Below are 19,039 nucleotides of genomic sequence, written 5' to 3'. Positions count from 1 at the left end.
GGGGCCGGGGGAGCAGGGCCTCAGACGCCGGTGCTCGACCCCGGGCGGATGACCATGAGCACCACGACCACGGCCCACAGCAGGTTGAACACCCCGGCGGTCATCGGCAGCATCTTCAGGCCGCCGACGGCCTTGGTGTGCTGCTCGTCCGACGGGTCGAGTTCGAGCGCGTCCACCGCGGCCTGCTGGCCGGGCAGCACGAAGAGCAGCAGGGCGAGCGCGGCGATCGCGGTCAGCACCATCGAGACGATCACCCAGGACTGCCCGAGGACGTCCATCACCTGGGCCAGGCCGATGCCCAGCACCGGCACCGCGACCCCGAGCAGCGCGTAGACCTGGGTGATCCGGTGCAGCACGCGCAGCACGCCGGCGTCGGAGGCCCGGTCCGGGCCTCCGGCCAGCGCGGCCTTCGCCCGGCGCGGGAACATGCTGACGGCCACCGCGACCGGGCCTATGAACAGGACCGACACGAGGACGTGCAGGCTCAGCAGGAACTTGGCCATGGCGGGGCACCCTTTGGATCCGGTGGGCAGCTGGTGGGCGGGCACCCGCGTTCGGCGTGCCCACGACCAGGCACGCTAACACCGCTTATTTCCCGGCCCACCGCGCGGGTGGGCGCCGGGGAGCCCGCTCCGGCCCGGTACTCGGCCCGGCGCCCGTCCCGTCCCGTCCCGGCGCCCGTCCTGTCCCGTCCCGGCCCGGCGTCGAGCCCCCTCCGGCCCGGCCGTTCAGCCCGCCGCCGTGAGCTCCACGATCCGGGGCGGGGCGGTGCTGACGGCGCCCACGGCGGCGGCGTGCTCCGGGTCGGTCCAGTCGAGCAGGTGCAGGTCCTCCCACCGGCTGCGCAGCGGCGGGCCCGGCGGGACGGACAGCGGCAGGGCGGAGAGGTCGACCCGGCCGAGGGTGTCCAGGGTGGCCCGTCCGATCTTGATCAGCGATTCCTTGCGCACCCAGAGCCGCAGGAAGGCCTGCTCCGGCTCCGGGTCGGCCTCGACCAGGGCGAGCTCGGCCGGGGCCAGCACCCGGCGGGCGACCGAACGCAGCGAGCCGCCCCGGTCGGACAGCTCGACGTCGACCCCGACCGGCTGGAACCCGGCGCCGGCGGCGACCACGCCCCGGGTGTGCGACAGGCTGACGTGCACCCCGGGGTGGTCCGGCAGGTAGGGCTTGCCGTGGTCGGCGAGCCCGCAGTCCGGGCACTGCTGGGCGAGGACGAGGCCGGCCACCGGTACGTCGAGCAGCCGGGCGGCGCAGAGCCGGACCAGCAGGTGCCCGGCGGTGAAGTCGATCCGACCGGACTCGTGCCGGAAGCGCGCGGCGCGTTCCCGCTCCATGGCGGTCAGCAGGTGTTCGCCCGCCTCGGGGTGCCGCAGTACGGCGTCGGCGGACGCGACGGAGACGAGCGGCGCGCTCTGTTCCTGGGCCTCGGTGGTCATGCCTCCCAACCTAGGCCCTCGCCGCCGGTCGGCGCCCGCCCTGGGGATCCCTGCTCCGTACGTATGAGTTTCAGATCCGATCTGAGGGTCTGTAGGCTGCGATAAGTCCGTTTTGGTATTGGATATCCCGGATCTATGGGATCGCCAGCAGATCATATGGAACGTGGCGGGTCATCCGGTCTCGCCCTTTTCTCGTGCACGGAGGAATTGTCGATGGATCAGGCCACCGGTTCGCCGGATCACAGAACGACCGCCGTGAGAACCCCGGCGACGCGCGGGCGCCGGGCCGTCAGGATCGCGGTGGCGACCGCCGTCACCGCGCTGCCGCTGGCCGCGGTGCTGACGGTCGGTTCGGCCGCTCCGCTGGCCCCGCCGCTGGGCGCCTGCACGGGACCCGACTGCCCCGCCACCTGGCCGCCGCCCAACAACGGCGACTTCACCGGCCGCGACTCCACCATCAACGTCTTCACCGGTGGCAACTACACCGTGAACGGCCGGGCCGCGGAGGCCGAGGGCAAGATCGTCGCGCTGGGGAACCTGACCGTCGACAAGAACGGCGGCGGCATCTACAACATGGGCGTCGTCGGTGTCGGTTCGCGCGTGGTGCCGCCGAACGGCAGCGACTTCGTGACCACCGGCGGCAACGTCGACGTGGTGACCGGCAACGCGATCCTGATCGGCGGCAGCGACTCGCACGGGCCGGCCTTCGGCAACCTGCGGCACGCGGGCTCCGTCACCGGCACCGTGAACATCGACCCCACCGGCGAGTCGATCCAGGATCCGAACGCCGCCGCGCCGTACCAGACGGTGCTGACCCAGATCGAGGAGGTCTCCGACTGCGTCGGCCGGGCCACCGCGACCGGCACCGTCGACATCTCCTCCAGTCAGGCGACCTTCACCGGTGACGGGACCAGCATGAAGCAGGTCTTCAACGTCACCCAGAACCTCGCCTCGCCGTCCGGCGGGCAGATCGGCCTGGTCTTCAACAACATCCCGGCCGGCGCCACCGTCGTGGTGAACATGCTCGGGGACAGCCCGATCATCAACACCTACACCGGTACCGGGCTGGCCGGCGACCAGACCACCGACATGCGCTCGAAGCTCATGTACAACTTCCCGACCGCGACCTCGGCGCAGATCCTCGGCAGCGCCCAGTTCCAGGGCTCGGTCATGGCCGGCAACCCCGGCGGCACCACGACCATCGCCCAGCCGGGCATGAACGGCCGGGTGTACCTGGCGGGCAACCTGATCCACACCGGCACCGGCGGCTACGAGATCCACAGCTACCCGTTCGACGGCGACCTGCCGGACTGCGTCGTGACGCCCAGCCCGTCGCCGACCTCACCGACGCCTTCGCCCTCGCCGACCTCGCCGTCCCCGACGTCTCCGAGCCCGACGTCGCCCTCGCCGACCTCACCGTCCCCCACGTCGCCGTCGCCGTCGCCGACGTCGCCGTCGCCGACCTCTCCGACCCCCACGTCCCCGTCGCCGACCTCGCCCGCGCCCACCTCGCCGTCGGCCAGTGCGACGACGTCGAGTGCCGGTCCGGCCCCGACCAGCCACCGTCCGACCGGGCAGCCGACCAGCCACCACCCCGGTGGCGGCGGTGAGTTGCCCTCCACCGGCGCGGGCAACGCCCCGGTGGTCTTCGGCGTGGCGGGCGTCGGCCTGCTCGGCCTCGGCGGCCTGGCCGTGCTGGCCGCCCGCCGTCGTCGCGGCCGCCACGGCTGACGGTCCGTACGGCTGAGGAGTTGAGGGGCCGAACAGCCGAACAGCCGAACAGCGGCGCAGGCCGCCCGGGTCGACTCGACCGGGCGGCCTGCGCCGTCCCGGTTTCGTTCCCGCCCCAGGCCCGGCCCCCGGCCCGGGCCCAGGCCCGTCCCCGTTCGCGTCTCCCGTTTCCTCCGGCGCGCCGTTCCCCGGCCCCGGCCCCGGCCGCCTACCGCTGCGCCGGGTAGTGGGCGAGGCCCGAGGCGAGCAGGCCGAAGGCCCGGTCGACCGCCGCCTCGACCCGGGCCCGCACGGCTTCGGCGGGCTCCCCGGCCACCATGGCCCGCCGGATCTCGCCGAGCACCGCCCGGTGGGCCCCGGTGACGGCTCCGGCCACGATCCGGGGGAGCGGGTCCTCCGGTGCGGCTCCCGACTCCTCGGCCAGGGCGGCCGCGAGTGCCGCCTCGGCCCGTTCGCCGAGCTCCAGCAGCCGGGCCCGGAGTGCGGCGCTGTCCTCGACGATCCGCCAGAACGCCGCCATCCCCGGGTGCAGCCCGACCGTCGGCTCCCCGCTCGCGAAGGCCGCCAGCAGGTCGGCCCGGACGGCGTCCACGGCCGGGCTGCCCGCGGGGCGGCGCCGGACCACCTCGGCCAGGTGGGCGACGACCTCCTCCTGCCGGTCGAAGAACAGGTCCTCCTTGGTGGGGAAGTAGTTGAAGACCGTGTTCGGCGAGACCCCGGCGGCCCGGGCCACCTCGACCACCGTGACCCGGTCGAAGCCGCGTTCGGCGAACAGGCCCATGGCGGTGTCGGAGAGCAGCTCCCGGGTCTGCTGCTTCTTGAGTTCGCGAAGTCCCATGGCCGGATCCTATCCGCAGTGCATGGTGTCACTCCAAAGTTACAGTGACACCAAAAATATCCGCTACGGTGACGGCATGACCTTCACCTTCGGCATCTACCCCGGCGGACTGGCCGGTGACGACACCGGCGTGATCGCGCCCGTCCGCCCCGACGACCCGGCGCGGATCACCGCCGCCCTGCGCGAACTCCAGGGCGGTGCGGCGGAGTTCCTGGTCCGCGCCTACCGCTCGTACCCGGGCGGCGAGCACACCCCCGCGCGGCCCGAGCAGTACGCCGTCGAGGGACGCCGGCTCGACCTGGTGGTCCAGTACCGGGATCGCGGCGGGGAGTTGGCGGGCTGGCTGGACTTCGTCCGGCGGACGGTCCGCGCGGAGGGGCACCGCCTCGGGCTGCTCCAGATCTGCGAGGAGCCCAACCTGGACCTCCCGCCCGTGGACGGCAGCATCCCCAACGTCCGCCGGGCGCTGGTCGAGGGCGTGATCGCGGCGAAGGAGGAGGCGTTGGCCCGGGGATTCGACCGGTTGGCCGTCGGCTTCAACGCGGTGCCCTCCTTCGACCCCGCGGACACCTTCTGGCCCGAGCTCGGCCGGCTCGCCGACGAACGCTTCCACCGTGCCCTGGACTACGTCGGCCTGGACTTCTTCCCGGACGTCTTCCGTCCCGTCCCACCCGGTCGACTCGCCGACGCGGTACGGGCGGTGCTCACCGGCTTCCGCCGGGACACGCTGCCCGGAGCCGGGATCGGGCCCGGTGTTCCGCTGCGGATCTGCGAGAACGGCTGGCCCACCGGCCCCGGGCGGAGCGAGGCGCGGCAGGCCGAGGTGGTGGCGGAGGTGGTCCGGACGGTCGCCGGGCTCGCCACCGAACTCAATGTCACCGGATACGCGTTCTTCGCCCTGCGGGACGCGGACAGTGCGGGCGCCGGGCTGTTCCCGCACTTCGGCCTGGTGCGCGACGACTACACGCCCAAGCCGGCCTTCGCGGCGTACCGCGCGCTGGTCGAGGAGCTGACGAGGAGCTGACCATGAGCCGACGGCGGGCCGACGGCGGGTCGGCGAGAGCCGGCCGGCTCCGCTAGTTCGCCTCGAAGAAGCGCTCCACCGTGCGGCGCTGTGCGGCGACGGCGTCCACCGGTTCGCCGATCACCCGGCCGGCCAGGGCGACTGCCAGCTCGCCGACGTCCTGCCGCAGCAGGCGGGCCGCCTCGGCCCGGTCGGCGGCGATCCGGGCGCGACCGGTGGCGAGCAGTTCGTCCCGGTCGCGGATGCCCTCCGCGCGGGCCGCGACCATCGCCGCCGCGCCGCGCTCGGAGTACTCCTCCCGGATCCGGGCCGCCTCGTGGCGGGCCTCGGCCAGCTCCCGCAGGCGGGCCTCCCGGGTGGCCTCGGCCTCGGCGAGCAGGGCTTCTGCGCGTTCGGTGCGGCCCTCGGTGGCCTCCCAGCGTTCGGACTGCACTCGTTCGATCCGGGGGAGCAGGTGGCGGCCGAGCAGCCACAGCAGCAGGAAGAACAGTGCCAGGCCGAGGAGCAGCGGGGCAGGTTCGGGCTTGAGCGGGCCGAGTGCGAGGGTCACGCGCTACCTCCCCAGGGTATGACGTTCCGTCGGTCGGAAGCTTCCCCGGAGGTGATGCCGGTCGAACTCGGCCCGGACATGACCTGCGTCACGGCGGCCCGGGCGGCCGCGGGGCTCACTGCCCCATGACGTACTTGACGGTCGGGCCGGCGGTCCAGCCGCCGTCCACCGCCAGCTCGGCGCCGGTGACGTAGGAGGAGTCGTCGGAGAGCAGGTAGACCACGGCGCCGGCGATCTCGGGCGCCTCGCCGACCCGGCCCATCGGGGTGTTGGGGTAGTTGCCCTCACCGCGCCGGATGCCGACCGAGGCGGTCATCGGGGTGTAGGTCATGCCCGGGTGCACCGAGTTGACCCGGATCCGCTCGGTGCCCAGCTCGACCGCGCCGATCTTGCTGAGGCCGCGCACGCCCCACTTGGAGGCGCCGTAGCCGGCGGTCAGTGCCAGGCCCATCAGGCCGGCTGCCGAGGAGATGTTGACGATCGAGCCGCCGCCGGCCGCGCGCATCGCCGGGACGGCGGTCTTCATGCCGATGAACACGCCGGTCAGGTTGATGTCCAGGACCTTGCGGAAGTGCTCGACGCTCTCGTCCGCGAGCAGCGTGCCGGTGGAGATCCCCGCGTTGTTGACCAGGCCGTGCAGGGCGCCGAACTCCGCCACCGCGAAGTCCACCACGCGCTGCCAGTCCTCCTCGGAGGTCACGTCGTGGCGCACGAACCGCGCCCGCTCGCCGAGTTCGGCGGCGACGGTCCTGCCGTCCTCCTCCAGGACGTCGGTGATCACCACGTTGGCGCCGGACGCGACGGCGAGCCGGGCGGCCTCGGCGCCCAGGCCGCGGGCGCCGCCGGTGACGATGACGGTCTTGCCGGTGAGGTCGTTCATGACCTGCTCCTTCGGGGGGTGGGGGAGGAGAGCATGGCGGCGGACATCGTCACCAGGTCGGCGAGGAAGGTCTCCTCGTCCGTCAGGGGGGTGGAGCCGGTGAGGTACTGCTGCGCCCGGTCGGCGAGGGCCGCGCCGATCAGGGTGAGGACCAGGTCGATCCGTTCCAGCCGGATCGGCTCCGGCAGGGCGGAGATCCGGTCCTCGACCAGCTCGATCAGGCGCCAGTAGCCGCCGCCGGCCAGCGTCGGGTGCGGGGTCCGGGTGCGGACGCCGCTGTTGTGGCTGACCTGCGCGGAGATCCGCAGGCAGTGCCGGCCCTGTTCGGTGCGCAGCTCGGTGGCCTCGGCCGCGACCAGGGCGCCGAGCAGTCCGGGCAGGTCCGCGTCCGCGAGGGCGGGCAGACGCGGCGCGAGGGCCTGCTCGGCGCGTTCCTGGCGGCCGGCCATGATCGCGTCGAGCAGGCCCTCGCGGGAGCCGAAGTGGTACTGCACGGCGGACGGGTTGCTCTGTCCGGCCAGTCGGGTGATGTCCCTGGTCAGGGCGGCTTCCACACCGCGGGTGGCGAAGAGTTCCTCCGCCGCGCGCAGCAGCCTCTCGCGGGTCTCGTGGCCCGCCGATGTCCTTGCCATGCGAGCAAGATTAATGCTGCGCATTATTAATGGCAAAGGAGGCGGGCCCGGTCCCGGTCCCCGGCCTACGTCACCTCGCCCCGGCGGGAGAAACGTTCGGCCTGCCACTCACCGCTCTCCAGCACCTCGGCCAGCTGCCGGGCCGCGTCCCAGACCTCGGTGTACGACACGTAGAGCGGCGTGAAGCCGAAGCGCATCAGGTCCGGTGCGCGGAAGTCGCCGATCACCCCGCGCTCGATCAGGGCCTGCACCACCGGGTAGCCGTCGGCGTGCCGCAGCGCGACCTGACTGCCCCGCCGGGCGTGCTCGCGCGGGGTCGCCACCTCGACACCGTCCAGCCCCTCGGTCAGCGAGACGAACAGGTCGGTCAGCGCCAGGCTCTTCGCCCGCACCGCCGCCGGGTCGACCCGCTCCCAGACGTCCAGCGAGGCGTCGAGGGCGGCCTGGCCGAGCAGCGAGGGCGAGCTGGTGAGGAACCGGCCGATGCCCGGCTTCGGTTCGTACCCGGGCTCGAAGGCGAACGGCCGGGCGTGGCCGAACCAGCCGCTCAGCGGCTGGAGCGGGCCGGCCGCCAGGTGCCGCTCGGCGACGTACAGGAAGGCCGGCGAACCGGGGCCGCCGTTGAGGTACTTGTAGGTGCAGCCGACCGCGAAGTCCGCGCCGGCGGCGCCGAGTTCGACCGGCAGCGCGCCCACCGAGTGGCACACGTCCCAGATCATCAGGGCGCCCGCGGCCTGCACCCGGGCGGTGATGCCGGGCATGTCCAGCAACTCGCCGGTGCGGTAGTCCACGTGCGAGAGGACGACCGCGGCGACGTCCCCGTCCAGGTGCCGGTCCAGCTCCTCGGGGCGGATCAGCGCACTGCGCGCGCCCTCGACCAGACCGGTCACGCCCTCGGCGATGTACAGGTCGGTGGGGAAGGCCTCGGCGTCACCGAGCACGGTGCGCCGGCCCGGGCGCAGCCGCAGCGCGGCCGACAGCACCTTGAAGAGATTGACCGAGGTGGTGTCGCAGACGACCACTTCCGCCGGACCGGCGCCGATCAGCGGCGCGATCCGCCGCCCCAGCCGGTACGGCTGCTCGAACCAGCCGGCGTCGTTCCAGCTGCGGATCAGCTCCCGGCCCCACTCCTCCTCGACCACCCGGCGCACCCGCTCGGGCGTGCGCACCGGCAGTGCGCCCAGCGAGTTGCCGTCCAGGTAGATCACCCCGTCCGGCAGGGCGAACTCCTTGCGGAACGCCGCCAGCGGGTCGACGGCGTCCAGCGCCGCGCAGTCCTCGCGCGTGGTCATGCCCGTCCTCTCGTTCCCCTCGCTCACAGCCCGCTCCGTCCCTGCCCGTCCCGTCGCATCGCGCTCTGTCGCATCACGCTTTGTCGCATCGAGCTCCGTCACGGCCCGCTCCGTCACAGCCCGTCCCGGATCGTCCACAGCTCCGGGAACACGTCCTGCTCGGCCGACTTGCGCAGCCAGGTCAGTCCGCTGGAGCCGCCCGAGCCGGGCTTGCCGCCCATGGTCCGCTTGACCGCCGAGAGGTGGCGCTGGCGCCAGCGGGTGACCCGCTCGGCCACGTCCAGCAGGGCCTCGCCGAGCGGCTGGAGCGCGGCGAACTCCGGCTCGGTGTACACCCGCCGCCAGGCCGCCTCGACCTCCGCGGACGGCTGGTGGCGCTCCTCGGAGGGCGCCCGGTGCGGGGCCAGGCCGCGGCGCGCCAGCAGCGCCAGCGCCTCGTCGTACAGGCCGGGGGAGCGCAGGGCCTCGGTCAGCTCGGCCTGGGTGTCGGGCATCCCGTCGTACATCTTCAGCAGCGCGGCGTTCTTGTTGCCGAGCAGGAACTCCAGCCGCAGGAAGGCGGCGGACTGGAAGCCGGAGGCCTCGCCGAACAGCGAGCGGAAGGAGTTGAACTCGTGCGGGGTCATGGTGGCCAGCAGGTCCCAGGACTCCACCAGTACGTCCTGCACGTGGGTGCCCCGGCGCAGCGCGGCCAGCGCGGCGGGCAGGTCGTCCTCGCGCAGTGCCTGCCGGGCGAGCGTCCACTCGTGCCGCAGCAGGTCGAACAGCAGCTCCATCACCTGGGTGGCGACGATGAACGACAGCTCGGCCGGCTCCTTGCTGCGCGGGTGCTGCAGGCCGTGCAGCTCCTCCAGGCGCACGTACTGGGCGTACGGGGTGCCCCGGCCCGGTGCTCCGCCCCGACCGAACGACAGGTTGGGTGTCTCCACCGTGTCGTGCCCCATCCCGATCCTCCTGATCCTCCGGGCCGCATCGCCCGGTCCGGTGAACCAGCCGGACTGCCGGGTTCCACCGGGTGCCCATTGTGCGGCGGCGGTGCCCCCCGTTTGAATGGTCGACGGGCATCGCAACCGCCTTCGGAGCTGTTGTTCGCGATGCGTTCCGCCGATTCGCTTTACGAATGGAAATCCCTTGATCCCGACCACCCGGGAGGTCGCCTTGGACGCCGTTGACCGCCGCCTGCTCGCCGAGCTCCAGGCCGACGCCCGGCTCTCGTACAACGAACTCTCCCGCCGGGTGAGCCTGTCCGCACCCGCGGTGGCCGAACGGGTCCGCCGGCTGGAATCCGAGGGGGTGATCAGCGGCTACCACGCCCACGTGGACCTCACCCGGGCCGGGCTGCCGATCACCGCGCTGGTCCAGATCCAGTGCTACGGCCCGCGCTGCGTGCTGCGCGATCCGGAGGTGCCGACCTGGCCGGAGGTGGTCCAGCTGCACCGGGTCACCGGCGGGGCGTGCTGCGTGCTGCTGGTCGCGGTGTCGACGATGGCCGAGTTCGAGGCGGTGTGCGACCGGCTCGGAAGCTACGGCCAGCCGTCCAGCTCGATGATCCTCTCCAGTCCGGTGCCCTGGCGGCCGGTGGTGCCGCGCTGACCGCTGCCGCTGCCACTGGTCCACGGCCGGTGCCGATGGCCGGTGCCGATGACCGGCGGCGGGCGGCGGGCGGCTGTCCTTGACGCGGACGTCAAGGAGTAGGTTGCCCGGCATGCCGAACGAGCGCCACATCCTGCTGCTGCCCGGGAGCCTGCGAGCCGGTTCCACCAACGAGACCGTGCTGCGCACCGCGGCCGCCGTGGCCGCGGCCGCCCCGGGCCTGCGGACCACGTACTACGCCGGGCTGGCCGGGCTGCCGCACTTCAACCCGGACCACGACACCGACCCGCTGCCGGAGCCGGTGGCCGAGCTGCGGGCCGCGATCGAGGCGGCCGACGCGCTGCTGGTCTGCACCCCCGAGTACGCCGGGACGCTGCCGGGTGCGTTCAAGAACCTGCTGGACTGGACGGTCGGCGGGATCGAGATCTCGGACAAGCCCACCGGCTGGATCAACGCCGCCGGTCCGGGCCGCGGCCAGGGGGCCGAGGCCACCCTGCGCACCGTCCTCGGCTACACCGGCGCGGCCGTGTTGGACGAGGCCTGCGTCCGGCTTCCGCTGGAGCGCGGCGCGGTCGGCCCGGACGGGCTGGTCGCCGATCCACTGGTCCGCGGGCGGATCGGCGAGGTGCTGGCTCGCCTCGCGGCCGGCTGACCCGGGCGGGCGCCGGGCTCGGCGCCGTTCAGCGCCGGTGAGCGCCGTTCGGCGCCCGTCGGGCCCTGGCGCGGGTGCGGTGGCGGGCTCAGTGCCCGTCCGGCAGGTGCACTCCCAGCCCGGCCAGGCCCTCCAGGAACAGTTCGACGCCGACCGCCGCCAGCAGCAGCCCGAGCAGCCGGGACAGCACCTCCAGCGAGGTGCGGTGGGTGCGTCGCATCAGCGGCGCGAGCACCGCCACACAGAGGTAGTTGATCACCGCGACGGCCACGTACGCCCCGGCGACGGCGGCCTTCCAGCCCAGGTTGTCCTGGTTGAGCGAGGCGACCAGGACGGCCGTGATGGCGAGCGGGCTGGCGATGTACGGCAGCAGCAGTTCGCGGATGCCGTCCACCAGCGGGTTCGACAGGTGTTCGTCGTCGTCGGCGTCCGAGCCGAGGTGGACGCCGAAGACCAGGGCGACGGCGTAGACGAAGAAGATCGCCCCGCCCGCGAGCTGGAGCGACTGGTCGCTGATGTGGAAGAGGGTGGTCAGCTCGTCGGCCCCGAAGCCGAGCACCAGGCCGATCACCGCCGCGATGGCCGTGCTCAGCGCGGCCAGCCGGCGCAGCTCCCGGTTGCTGCGGGTCCCGGCCAGCCGGGCGAAGGCCAGCAGGGTCTTCGGCGGGCCGACCACGGCGAAGAAGGTGATGAAGGCGCTGCCCAGGTTGAAGACGAACATGGGCCAAGCATGACCTCGGGGCCCCGGGCGGCCGGTCCGCCACGCCCCGCGGCCGGGCGCGGCGTGGATCACCCGCCGGCGGTTCATTCCCGGTCATTCCCGGTCGCGGCCGAATTCGCCCGGATGGCGGCCCCGGCTCGAAGGCACGGGCGCCCTCGGTTGCTATGGAGGCAGGACCGTCACCACTGTCACCGAGCGGGGTCACTCCGCCGCGGAAGCGAGGATGCGACATGTGCCTGAACCGTAAGGACCTGGGCCTGCTGGCCCTGCGCGGCGCGGTCGGCGGCGTGCTGATCGCGCACGGCACCCAGAAGCTGTTCGGCTGGTTCGGGGGCGGCGGCCTGGAGGGCGCCACCCACGCCATGGAGCAGATGGGTTTCCACCCGGCCCGGCAGAGCGCGCTGGCGGCCGGCCTCGGCGAGGCGGGCGGCGGCGCGCTGCTGGTGGCCGGGCTGGCCACCCCGGCGGCCGGCGCGGTGGTGGCGGGGACGATGGCGGGCGCGGTGTCGGTGCACGCCCCGGCCGGCTTCTTCGCGATGTCCGGCGGCTACGAGTACCCGGCCTTCCTCGGTGCGACCGGCCTGGCGCTCGGCCTGGCGGGCGCCGGCCGGTACTCGCTGGACCACCTGACCGGCCACGTCTTCGACCGGCCGTGGCTCGGCCTGGCCTCCTTCGTGGCGAGCGCCGCCGGGGCGTACGGCGTCGTCGCGCGGCGCCGTCACCTGGTGCGGCTGCGCGAGGAGCGGGCCGCGGTGGAGTCGGACTCCCAGGAGGGTTCGGGGCTGTCCTGACGCGCTGTCCCGGCCCGGCTCACCCGGAGGCAGCAGCCCTGCTGGCGGCGGCCCCGCGGCCCTCGGAGGGTGGGCGTGGAGGTGTGCCGGGCAGCCCGGCGCCGACCGGAAACGAGGGACCGCATGAACCGCCAGCCGCTCACCCGAGCCAGCTCCCCGACCCCGCCGAGGGTCACCGCGCAGGACCTGGACGCACCACCGGTGCGTCACCAACGCCGGGCGGTGGCGGGGGTGTTGGTCGCGGCGGTGGTCGGCGCGGCGGCGCTCGCGGGCTGTTCCTCCTCCGGGAAGACCGTGAGCGGCGTGGCCTCCGCGGCGGCGTCCGCGGTGGAGAAGGGCGCGAGCGCCGTCGCCTCCGCCGCCTCGGCGCTGGGTTCGGCGGCCGGCGGGGCGGGGTCCGCGATCGCCTCGGTCGAGGCGCAGGCCTCGGCGGCGGTGTCGGCGGCCTCCTCGGCCGTCTCCGGGATCAAGGGCGGGCTGGACGCGAAGGGGGACGTCACCGCCGGGGCGGTGACCACCGGTTCGGACGGCAAGCCGCAGGTGCCGCTGACCGTCACCAACCACGGGCAGCAGTCGTACCGGTACGTGATCCAGGTGAACTTCACCGACGAGTCGGGCAAGGTGCTGGACGCGGCCGCGGTGACCATTCAGGACGTGGCGGTCGGGCAGAGCTCCCAGGCCACCGCGCACGCCCACCGGGACCTCTCCGGCACGGTCAAGGCCGAGGTGGCCAACGCCGTCCGCTACTGACTCCGGGGCTGTCCCGGGGTGCGGCGGCCCAGCTCAGCGCGGGGGTGGAACCTTAAGCGGGTCTCAAGGCCCAACGGCACCCCTTGACGGGTGAGTTGGTCTAGTCCATTTTTATTGCCCAGGTGCAGGGAGCCCCTGAACCGGCGTCGGCGGCCTCGTGCCGCGGGCGCCGGTTCGGCACATCCCGGTAGTCCGTCATGGTCTGATCCCGCTCGATTCCCCACCCACACCTGTCATGTCCCGGTCGTCCGGCCCCACCCCGGACGCGCGCCCCCGGGACGACGGGAACCCCCACAACCAGGAGTCACGCACCCATGCTGCGCTCACGCATTGAAAGGGCCGGGACCCCGGCGCCGCAGGGCGGCCGCCGTCGCCGCCCGAAGAGCATGGCCGCCATCGCGGCCGGCACCACCGCCTCCCTGCTGCTCGGTGCCGGCCTCGCGCTGTCCGGCGGCGGCGCGGCCAACGCCGCGACCACCAACTCCACCGGCGCGCCCGCCACCAGCGGCGGCATCAAGGTCGCCTACTTCGACCAGTGGTCGGTCTACGCGAACGCGTACTACCCCAAGACGATCCAGGACACCGGCGTCGCCAAGAACCTGGACTACATGATCTACTCCTTCGCCAACATCCACCCGACCGACCTGGGCTGTTTCGAGGCCACCAAGGCCGCCGACGGGAACGACAACAACCCCAACGCGGGTGACGGCGCGGGCGACGCGTTCGCCGACTACCAGAAGAGCTTCGGCGCGGACATCTCGGTCGACGGCGTCGGCGACGTCTGGAACCAGCCGATCGCGGGCAACTTCAACCAGCTGAAGAAGCTGAAGGCGAAGAACCCGAACCTCAAGGTCCTGCTCTCGCTGGGCGGTTGGACCTACTCCAAGTACTTCTCGCCGGCCTCCGCCACGGACGCCTCGCGCAAGCACCTGGTGTCGTCCTGCATCGACATGTTCATCAAGGGCAACCTGCCCAGCGACGCCGGCTTCGGCGGCCCGGGCTCGGCGGCCGGCGTCTTCGACGGCATCGACATCGACTGGGAGTACCCGGGCGGCGGCGGCCACACCGGCAACCTCTCCAGCCCGGCGGACAAGCAGAACTTCACCGCCCTGCTGAAGGAGTTCCGCACCCAGCTGGACGCGCAGGGCGCGGCGGACAAGAAGACCTACGCCCTGTCGGCGGCGGTCGGCGCCGGCCAGGACAAGATCATGAACGTCGAGACCGACAAGGTCGGTCAGTACCTGACCTTCCTCGACGTCATGACCTACGACATGCACGGCGGCTGGGACGCCCAGGGGCCGACCAACCACCAGGCCGCGCTCTACTCGACCCCGGACGACCCGTCGACCCCGGCCAAGCCGGGCAACGGGAAGTACTCGATCGACAACGCGATCAAGGCGTGGACGGTCGGTGACAAGGAGTACGGCATCCCCGGCGGCTTCCCCGCCAACAAGATCAACATGGGTGTGCCGTTCTACTACCGCGGCTGGACCGGCGTGAAGGACAACGGCAAGCACGGCCTGTACCAGCCCGCCACCCAGCCGGCGGCCGGCGCGGCGATGTCCGGCAACGTCCCCGGCATCCAGATGTACAAGGAGCTCGCGGGCTTCGTCGACAACCCGTCCAAGACCTTCTGGGACGACGGCGCCCAGGCCACGTACTTCTACGACGGCAACACCTTCTGGAGCGGTGAGGACGCCAAGTCCATCCAGGCCAAGCTCGACTACGCGCACTGCAACGGCCTCGGCGGCTCCTTCGCCTTCTCGCTGTACGACCTGGGCACCAAGACCGCCCTGTTCGACAAGATGGTGAGCGCCACCAACGGCTCCGCGTCCGCCTGCCCGGCCCCGCCGACCGGCACGCCGACCCCGACCTCCACCGGCACCCCCACGGGCACGCCGACCGGTACCCCCACGGGTACGCCGACCGGTACCCCCACGGGCACCCCGACCGGCACCCCGACCACGCCGGCCTCCTGCCCGGCCGCCCCGAGCTGGGACGCCAACACCACCTACGCGGCCGGCGGCACCAAGGTCTCGTGGAAGGGCCACTACTACACCAACAAGTGGTGGACCAAGGGCGACGACCCGAGCCTGAGCGGCCAGTGGGGCGTCTGGACCGACAACGGCCCCTGCTGACGGTCCACCGGACCGCCGAGGGCCTGACGGATCCTCGCAGCACCTGAAGCGACGGGTCCGGCCCGCCGGGAGGAGCATCCTCCCGGCGGGCCGGACCCGTTTCGCGTTCCCCGGCCTCCCGGGGTCAGTCCAGGCCGGCGGTGCGCCCGAGCGCGTCCGGCCGGCTCTCCTCGATCCGCCGCAGCATCCGGCCCAGCATCGCGGAGAGCGCGGTCCGCTCCTCGCCCACGACGTCCTGGAGCAGCTCCTCCTCGAAGACCGCGGCCATCCGCATCGACTCCAGCCACTTGTCGCGGCCGGTCTCGGTGAGCTCGATGATCACCCGCACCCGGTTGGTCTCGTCCCGCTCCCGGGTGACCAGTCCGTCCGCCACCATCCGGTCGATCCGGTGCGTCATCGCCGCCGGGGTGAGCCCGAGGCGCTTGGCCAGCTCGCCCGGCCCGAGCCGGTACGGGCTGCCGGACACCACCAGCGCCTTGAGCACCTCCCACTCGGCGGAGGTGATTCCGAGCACAGTCAGCTGCCGGTCGTACGCCACGCCCATCCGCCGGGAGACCCGGTTGAGGGTCTGCACGATCGTCTCCACCTGGGGGTCGACGGTGGGGAATTCCCGCTGGTAGAGGGCCACCTGCTCGGCGATGCCGAACTCCAGGGGGGTGGCCGGGGCGGGCTTGCCGGCAGCCGGCGGCGGCTTGTCCGTAGTCATGCGGACCAGTGTCGCACGAGGGTGCACTCCTTAAGCCTTTGACTCAGCAGTCTTCGGGTGCTAAGACTTTATCTCGTCAAACTTTAGCTCTGAAATCTTCTGGACTTAAGAGTATCCAGTTGAAACCAGGAAGGGATGTGCACGGTGACCGGCACGGTGAAGCAGCAGAGGCAGCAGCGGCGTGGAGCGGGCGGCCCGCTGCGCCGCGTCCAGATCGGCAACGCGCTCAGTGCGTTCGGCAGCGGCTTCACGATGCCGTACATGTTCGTGTACGTGGACCAGGTGCGCGGGCTGGGCTCGCTGGCGGCCGGGATGGTGTTCACCGTCTTCGCGCTGGCGGCCCTCGCCGTCCTGCCGTTCACCGGCCGCGGCATCGACAGGTACGGTCCCCGCCCGGTGCTGCTGGCCGGTACGGCGCTCGCCGCCACCGGCGCGTTCGCCTTCGGCCACGCCACCGGCACCCCGGCCCTGCTGGTCTCCTCCTTCCTGTTCGGCGCCGGTGTCACCACCTGCCAGCCGGCGCTCGCCACGATGATCGTCCGCTGCTCCACGGCGGCCACCCGCTCGCACGCCTTCGCGCTCCAGTTCACCCTGGTCAACCTGGGCATGGGCATCGGTGCGCTGGTCGGCGGGCAGATCGTGAACGTGTCGGACCCGGCCAGCCTGACCCGGCTGTTCACCATCGAGGCGGTGACGTTCCTCGGCCTCGCCCTGGTCACCGGCACCGCCCGGATGCCCAGGACCCAGCTGACCGCCGTCCACGGGAAGGCCGACGGCCCGACCGGTCTGCGCGCCCTGCTCGCCGACAAGGCGATGGTGCGGCTCAGCATCCTCGCCGGGCTGATCTTCTTCACCTGCTACGGCCAGTTCGAGTCCGGCGTCGCGGCCTTCGCCACCGACACCGTCGGCACCGCGCCCTCCACCCTGGGCTTCGCGATCGGCGCCAACGCGCTGACCATCGTGGTGCTGCAGATGTTCATGGTGCGGATCACCGCCAAGCGCCGCCGCACCACCGCGATGGCCGCGGCCGGCGTGGTCTGGCTCGGCGCCTGGGCGATGGCCCTGGTGGCCGGCCTGATACGGACCGAGACCATGGCCGCCACGGTCGCCATCGTCTCGATCTACGCCCTCTTCGGCGTCGGCGAGTCGCTGCTCGCGCCCACCATGGGCCCGATCGTCGCGGACCTCGCCCCGGCCCGGCTGCTCGGCACCTACAACGCCGGGTACGCCCTGGTGAAGCAGATCGCGATCGCGGTCGGCCCGGCCGTCGGCGTGCTGCTGGTCGGCTCCGGCACCTGGCCGCTCTACCTGGCGGCCATGGCGGGTTCCACGCTGCTGATCGTCGCCATGGCGCTGCGGCTGCGCCCGTACCTCACGCCGGAGCAGGACAACGCGGCCCCGGCCGTGGTCCACACCGTCCCGGTCCGGGAGCTGCAGACCGCCGCGTAGCGGAACGGGCGGCAAGGGGGTTCGAAACGGGCGCCGACCAGGTCACCTGGTCGGCGCCCGTCGCGCTTGGCTTCGCGCGCACCGCCACATAGTGTCAGTGGCTGTTGACCGCCCTGCCCCGGCCGGAGCGGCACGACCCGGGCGGAGCCAGGACCCGGACAGAGCAGACAGGCGAATCGGCGAGGCTATGACGCAAGCGGCGCTCACGCACCCACCGGCGGCCCCGGCCACCGCCGCCCCGGCACCGGCCCCGCGCGGGGGCCTGGTTCGCTGGGCGGCCGACCGCTCCGGCTGGCTCGGACCGATCGCCGTGGCGCTCTTCGCCGGCCTGCTGCGGTTCTGGAACCTCGGCCACCCCGACTCCTTCGTCTTCGACGAGACGTACTACCCCAAGGACGCCTGGTCCCTGCTCCAGCAGGGCTACGAGGGCACCTGGCCCGACCACGCCAACGCCGACATCCTGTCCGCCCCGCAGGCGATCCCGCTGACCTCCGCGCCCGAGTTCATCGCCCACCCGCCGCTCGGCAAATGGGTGATGGCGGTCGGCGAGCAACTGTTCGGACTGAACCCCTTCGGCTGGCGGTTCATGACCGCCCTGCTCGGCACCGTCACCGTGCTGATGCTGGCCCGGATCGGCCGCCGCCTCTTCGGCTCCACCCTGATCGGCTGCACCGCCGCGCTGCTGATGTCGGTGGACGGCCTCCAACTGGTGATGAGCCGGGTCGGCCTGCTCGACGGCATCCAGATGTTCTTCGTGCTCGCCGCCTTCGGCAGCCTGCTGATCGACCGCGACCACGTCCGCGCCCGGCTCGCCGTCGCCGCCGAGACCGTCGGCGGTGACGCCGTCCGGCTCGGGTGGCGCCCCTGGCGGATCGCCGCCGGGCTGCTCCTCGGCGCCGCCTGCGCGGTCAAGTGGAACGGCGCCCCGATCCTCGCCGCCTTCGGCGTCCTGACCGTCCTGTGGGACCAGTCCGGCCGCCGCGCCGCCGGCGCCCGCCGCCCCTGGCGTTCCATGCTGCGCCGGGACGCCGTCCCCGCCTTCCTCGCCATGGTCGGCTCCGCCGTGGTGGTGTACGTCGGCGCCTGGAGCGGCTGGCTCGCCACCGGCGGCTCCGGCCCGACCGGCGGGGGCGGCTACGACCGGCACTGGGCCGACGGGCGCGCCGGGCTCTCCCCGGACAGCGTCCTCGGCATCCCGCTGCCGCAGGTCCCGATGAGCTGGGTGCCCGCCTCGCTGCGCAGCCTGTGGCACTACCACTCGCAGATGTACGACTTCAATACCGGTCTGAGCACCCCGCACACCTACCAGTCCAACCCCTTCGCCTGGCTGGTCGACGGCCGCCCCGTCTCGATGTACTGGGAGCAGATCCCGTACGGGCAGCGCGGGTGCACCTCCTCGGGCGGCTGCGCCTCGCAGATCCTCGGCCTCGGTACGCCCTTCCTGTGGTGGACGGCCTGCTTCGCGCTGGTCTACCTGCTGTGGCGCTGGTTCTTCCGGCGGGACTGGCGCTCGGGCGCGGTGCTGTGCGCGGTGGCCGGGATCTACCTGCCCTGGTTCCGGTACCAGGAGCGGACGATCTTCTCCTTCTACATGGTCGTGCTGGTGCCGTTCCTGTGCCTGGCCGTCGCCCAGATGCTCGGGGCGGTGCTCGGCCCGCCCGGGTGCACCCCCGAGCGACGCCGGATCGGGGCGATCGGGGCCGGGGCGATCGTGCTCGCGATCGTCGGCTGCTTCGCCTTCTTCTACCCGCTGTACACGGCGGAGGTGATCCCGATGTCGTCCTGGCAGGACCGGATGTGGTTCACCAGCTGGATCTGAGGGCCCGCGCCCGATGGGCCGGATCTGGACGGATTGG

General features: G+C 72.8%; 19 protein-coding genes. 9 read left to right on the top strand and 10 right to left on the bottom strand.

Annotated features, from left to right (window positions below):
• Positions 1–20 precede the first annotated feature (20 nt).
• Positions 21–503, bottom strand: coding sequence for a hypothetical protein (locus tag ACGFSC_RS31215; RefSeq protein WP_359907208.1), 483 nt, complete (start codon positions 501–503; stop codon positions 21–23).
• A 225-nt stretch (positions 504–728) separates the two neighbouring features.
• On the bottom strand, positions 729–1,436 hold the full coding sequence (locus tag ACGFSC_RS31210) for a 4'-phosphopantetheinyl transferase superfamily protein (RefSeq protein WP_359907205.1): 708 nt from the start codon (positions 1,434–1,436) through the stop codon (positions 729–731).
• 300 nt (positions 1,437–1,736) lie between these two features.
• Here ACGFSC_RS31210 and ACGFSC_RS31205 point away from each other — a divergent pair, with 300 nt between their 5' ends.
• A complete protein-coding gene (locus ACGFSC_RS31205) occupies positions 1,737–3,167 on the top strand; it encodes a choice-of-anchor A family protein (protein WP_359907202.1) in 1,431 nt (476 codons plus the stop codon).
• A 208-nt stretch (positions 3,168–3,375) separates the two neighbouring features.
• Here ACGFSC_RS31205 and ACGFSC_RS31200 read toward each other — a convergent pair whose 3' ends face one another.
• On the bottom strand, positions 3,376–4,005 hold the full coding sequence (locus ACGFSC_RS31200; protein WP_359907199.1) for a TetR family transcriptional regulator: 630 nt from the start codon (positions 4,003–4,005) through the stop codon (positions 3,376–3,378).
• A 76-nt stretch (positions 4,006–4,081) separates the two neighbouring features.
• On the opposite strand from ACGFSC_RS31200, the gene ACGFSC_RS31195 reads away from it, so the two are divergent.
• Positions 4,082–5,029, top strand: a complete 948-nt coding sequence (locus ACGFSC_RS31195; RefSeq protein ID WP_359907196.1) for a hypothetical protein — start codon at positions 4,082–4,084, stop codon at positions 5,027–5,029.
• 52 nt (positions 5,030–5,081) lie between these two features.
• Here the strand turns inward: ACGFSC_RS31195 and ACGFSC_RS31190 are convergent, their stop codons facing one another.
• The 5 genes from ACGFSC_RS31190 to ACGFSC_RS31170 form a co-directional block, all read right to left on the bottom strand.
• The gene (locus tag ACGFSC_RS31190; RefSeq protein ID WP_359907193.1) at positions 5,082–5,579 is read right to left on the bottom strand and encodes a F0F1 ATP synthase subunit B; all 498 of its coding nucleotides are present in this window, start codon (positions 5,577–5,579) and stop codon (positions 5,082–5,084) included.
• Between the two features lie 115 nt (positions 5,580–5,694).
• Complete coding sequence (locus tag ACGFSC_RS31185; RefSeq protein ID WP_359907190.1) at positions 5,695–6,459, bottom strand: SDR family oxidoreductase; 765 nt, start codon at positions 6,457–6,459, stop codon at positions 5,695–5,697.
• Positions 6,456–7,091, bottom strand: coding sequence for a TetR family transcriptional regulator (locus ACGFSC_RS31180; protein WP_359907188.1), 636 nt, complete (start codon positions 7,089–7,091; stop codon positions 6,456–6,458). Before ACGFSC_RS31180 ends, ACGFSC_RS31185 begins: the two co-directional genes overlap by 4 nt.
• Positions 7,092–7,156: 65 nt before the next feature.
• On the bottom strand, positions 7,157–8,383 hold the full coding sequence (gene kynU / locus ACGFSC_RS31175; protein ID WP_359907185.1) for a kynureninase: 1,227 nt from the start codon (positions 8,381–8,383) through the stop codon (positions 7,157–7,159).
• Between the two features lie 113 nt (positions 8,384–8,496).
• The gene (locus tag ACGFSC_RS31170; protein ID WP_359907183.1) at positions 8,497–9,327 is read right to left on the bottom strand and encodes a tryptophan 2,3-dioxygenase family protein; all 831 of its coding nucleotides are present in this window, start codon (positions 9,325–9,327) and stop codon (positions 8,497–8,499) included.
• Positions 9,328–9,514: 187 nt separating this feature from the next.
• Here ACGFSC_RS31170 and ACGFSC_RS31165 point away from each other — a divergent pair, with 187 nt between their 5' ends.
• A complete protein-coding gene (locus ACGFSC_RS31165) occupies positions 9,515–9,976 on the top strand; it encodes an Lrp/AsnC family transcriptional regulator (protein ID WP_359907181.1) in 462 nt (153 codons plus the stop codon).
• A 112-nt stretch (positions 9,977–10,088) separates the two neighbouring features.
• Positions 10,089–10,628, top strand: coding sequence for an NADPH-dependent FMN reductase (locus tag ACGFSC_RS31160; protein ID WP_359907178.1), 540 nt, complete (start codon positions 10,089–10,091; stop codon positions 10,626–10,628).
• An 88-nt stretch (positions 10,629–10,716) separates the two neighbouring features.
• Here the strand turns inward: ACGFSC_RS31160 and ACGFSC_RS31155 are convergent, their stop codons facing one another.
• Positions 10,717–11,349, bottom strand: coding sequence for a MarC family protein (locus tag ACGFSC_RS31155; RefSeq protein ID WP_359907175.1), 633 nt, complete (start codon positions 11,347–11,349; stop codon positions 10,717–10,719).
• Positions 11,350–11,579: 230 nt separating this feature from the next.
• Between ACGFSC_RS31155 and ACGFSC_RS31150 the strand changes: the two genes are divergently transcribed.
• The 3 genes from ACGFSC_RS31150 (at position 11,580) to ACGFSC_RS31140 (ending at position 15,028) form a co-directional block, all read left to right on the top strand.
• Positions 11,580–12,140, top strand: coding sequence for a DoxX family protein (locus ACGFSC_RS31150; RefSeq protein WP_359907172.1), 561 nt, complete (start codon positions 11,580–11,582; stop codon positions 12,138–12,140).
• A gap of 123 nt (positions 12,141–12,263) precedes the next feature.
• On the top strand, positions 12,264–12,890 hold the full coding sequence (locus tag ACGFSC_RS31145; RefSeq protein WP_359907169.1) for a hypothetical protein: 627 nt from the start codon (positions 12,264–12,266) through the stop codon (positions 12,888–12,890).
• A gap of 314 nt (positions 12,891–13,204) precedes the next feature.
• Positions 13,205–15,028, top strand: coding sequence for a glycosyl hydrolase family 18 protein (locus tag ACGFSC_RS31140; protein ID WP_359907166.1), 1,824 nt, complete (start codon positions 13,205–13,207; stop codon positions 15,026–15,028).
• Positions 15,029–15,152: 124 nt separating this feature from the next.
• On the opposite strand, the gene ACGFSC_RS31135 is transcribed toward ACGFSC_RS31140, so the two are convergent.
• A complete protein-coding gene (locus tag ACGFSC_RS31135) occupies positions 15,153–15,734 on the bottom strand; it encodes a MarR family transcriptional regulator (RefSeq protein WP_359907163.1) in 582 nt (193 codons plus the stop codon).
• A gap of 144 nt (positions 15,735–15,878) precedes the next feature.
• Between ACGFSC_RS31135 and ACGFSC_RS31130 the strand changes: the two genes are divergently transcribed.
• Positions 15,879–17,183: an MFS transporter gene (locus ACGFSC_RS31130; protein ID WP_359907161.1), complete on the top strand. Its 1,305-nt coding sequence runs from the start codon at positions 15,879–15,881 to the stop codon at positions 17,181–17,183.
• 187 nt (positions 17,184–17,370) lie between these two features.
• Positions 17,371–19,002 (top strand): phospholipid carrier-dependent glycosyltransferase, encoded by a 1,632-nt coding sequence (locus ACGFSC_RS31125; RefSeq protein WP_359907159.1) that lies wholly within the window; start codon positions 17,371–17,373, stop codon positions 19,000–19,002.
• The last annotated feature ends 37 nt before the right edge of the window (positions 19,003–19,039 follow it).

It is taken from the genome of Kitasatospora sp. NPDC048715 (assembly GCF_043198905.1).
In the GTDB taxonomy this organism is placed as follows: domain Bacteria; phylum Actinomycetota; class Actinomycetes; order Streptomycetales; family Streptomycetaceae; genus Kitasatospora; species Kitasatospora lactacystinica.
This window is presented reverse-complemented; position numbering and strand designations above follow the sequence as displayed.

Bases quoted from the DNA above. Each gene is read 5' to 3' on its own strand.
- ACGFSC_RS31215 (WP_359907208.1), bottom strand. From the start codon at position 503: ATGGCCAAGTTCCTGCTGAGCCTGCACGTCCTCGTGTCGGTCCTGTTC.
- ACGFSC_RS31210 (WP_359907205.1), bottom strand. From the start codon at position 1,436: ATGACCACCGAGGCCCAGGAACAGAGCGCGCCGCTCGTCTCCGTCGCG.
- ACGFSC_RS31200 (WP_359907199.1), bottom strand. From the start codon at position 4,005: ATGGGACTTCGCGAACTCAAGAAGCAGCAGACCCGGGAGCTGCTCTCC.
- ACGFSC_RS31195 (WP_359907196.1), top strand. From the start codon at position 4,082: ATGACCTTCACCTTCGGCATCTACCCCGGCGGACTGGCCGGTGACGAC.
- ACGFSC_RS31185 (WP_359907190.1), bottom strand. From the start codon at position 6,459: ATGAACGACCTCACCGGCAAGACCGTCATCGTCACCGGCGGCGCCCGC.
- ACGFSC_RS31180 (WP_359907188.1), bottom strand. From the start codon at position 7,091: ATGGCAAGGACATCGGCGGGCCACGAGACCCGCGAGAGGCTGCTGCGC.
- kynU (WP_359907185.1), bottom strand. From the start codon at position 8,383: ATGACCACGCGCGAGGACTGCGCGGCGCTGGACGCCGTCGACCCGCTG.
- ACGFSC_RS31170 (WP_359907183.1), bottom strand. From the start codon at position 9,327: ATGGGGCACGACACGGTGGAGACACCCAACCTGTCGTTCGGTCGGGGC.
- ACGFSC_RS31160 (WP_359907178.1), top strand. From the start codon at position 10,089: ATGCCGAACGAGCGCCACATCCTGCTGCTGCCCGGGAGCCTGCGAGCC.
- ACGFSC_RS31155 (WP_359907175.1), bottom strand. From the start codon at position 11,349: ATGTTCGTCTTCAACCTGGGCAGCGCCTTCATCACCTTCTTCGCCGTG.
- ACGFSC_RS31150 (WP_359907172.1), top strand. From the start codon at position 11,580: ATGTGCCTGAACCGTAAGGACCTGGGCCTGCTGGCCCTGCGCGGCGCG.
- ACGFSC_RS31145 (WP_359907169.1), top strand. From the start codon at position 12,264: ATGAACCGCCAGCCGCTCACCCGAGCCAGCTCCCCGACCCCGCCGAGG.
- ACGFSC_RS31140 (WP_359907166.1), top strand. From the start codon at position 13,205: ATGCTGCGCTCACGCATTGAAAGGGCCGGGACCCCGGCGCCGCAGGGC.
- ACGFSC_RS31135 (WP_359907163.1), bottom strand. From the start codon at position 15,734: ATGACTACGGACAAGCCGCCGCCGGCTGCCGGCAAGCCCGCCCCGGCC.
- ACGFSC_RS31125 (WP_359907159.1), top strand. From the start codon at position 17,371: ATGACGCAAGCGGCGCTCACGCACCCACCGGCGGCCCCGGCCACCGCC.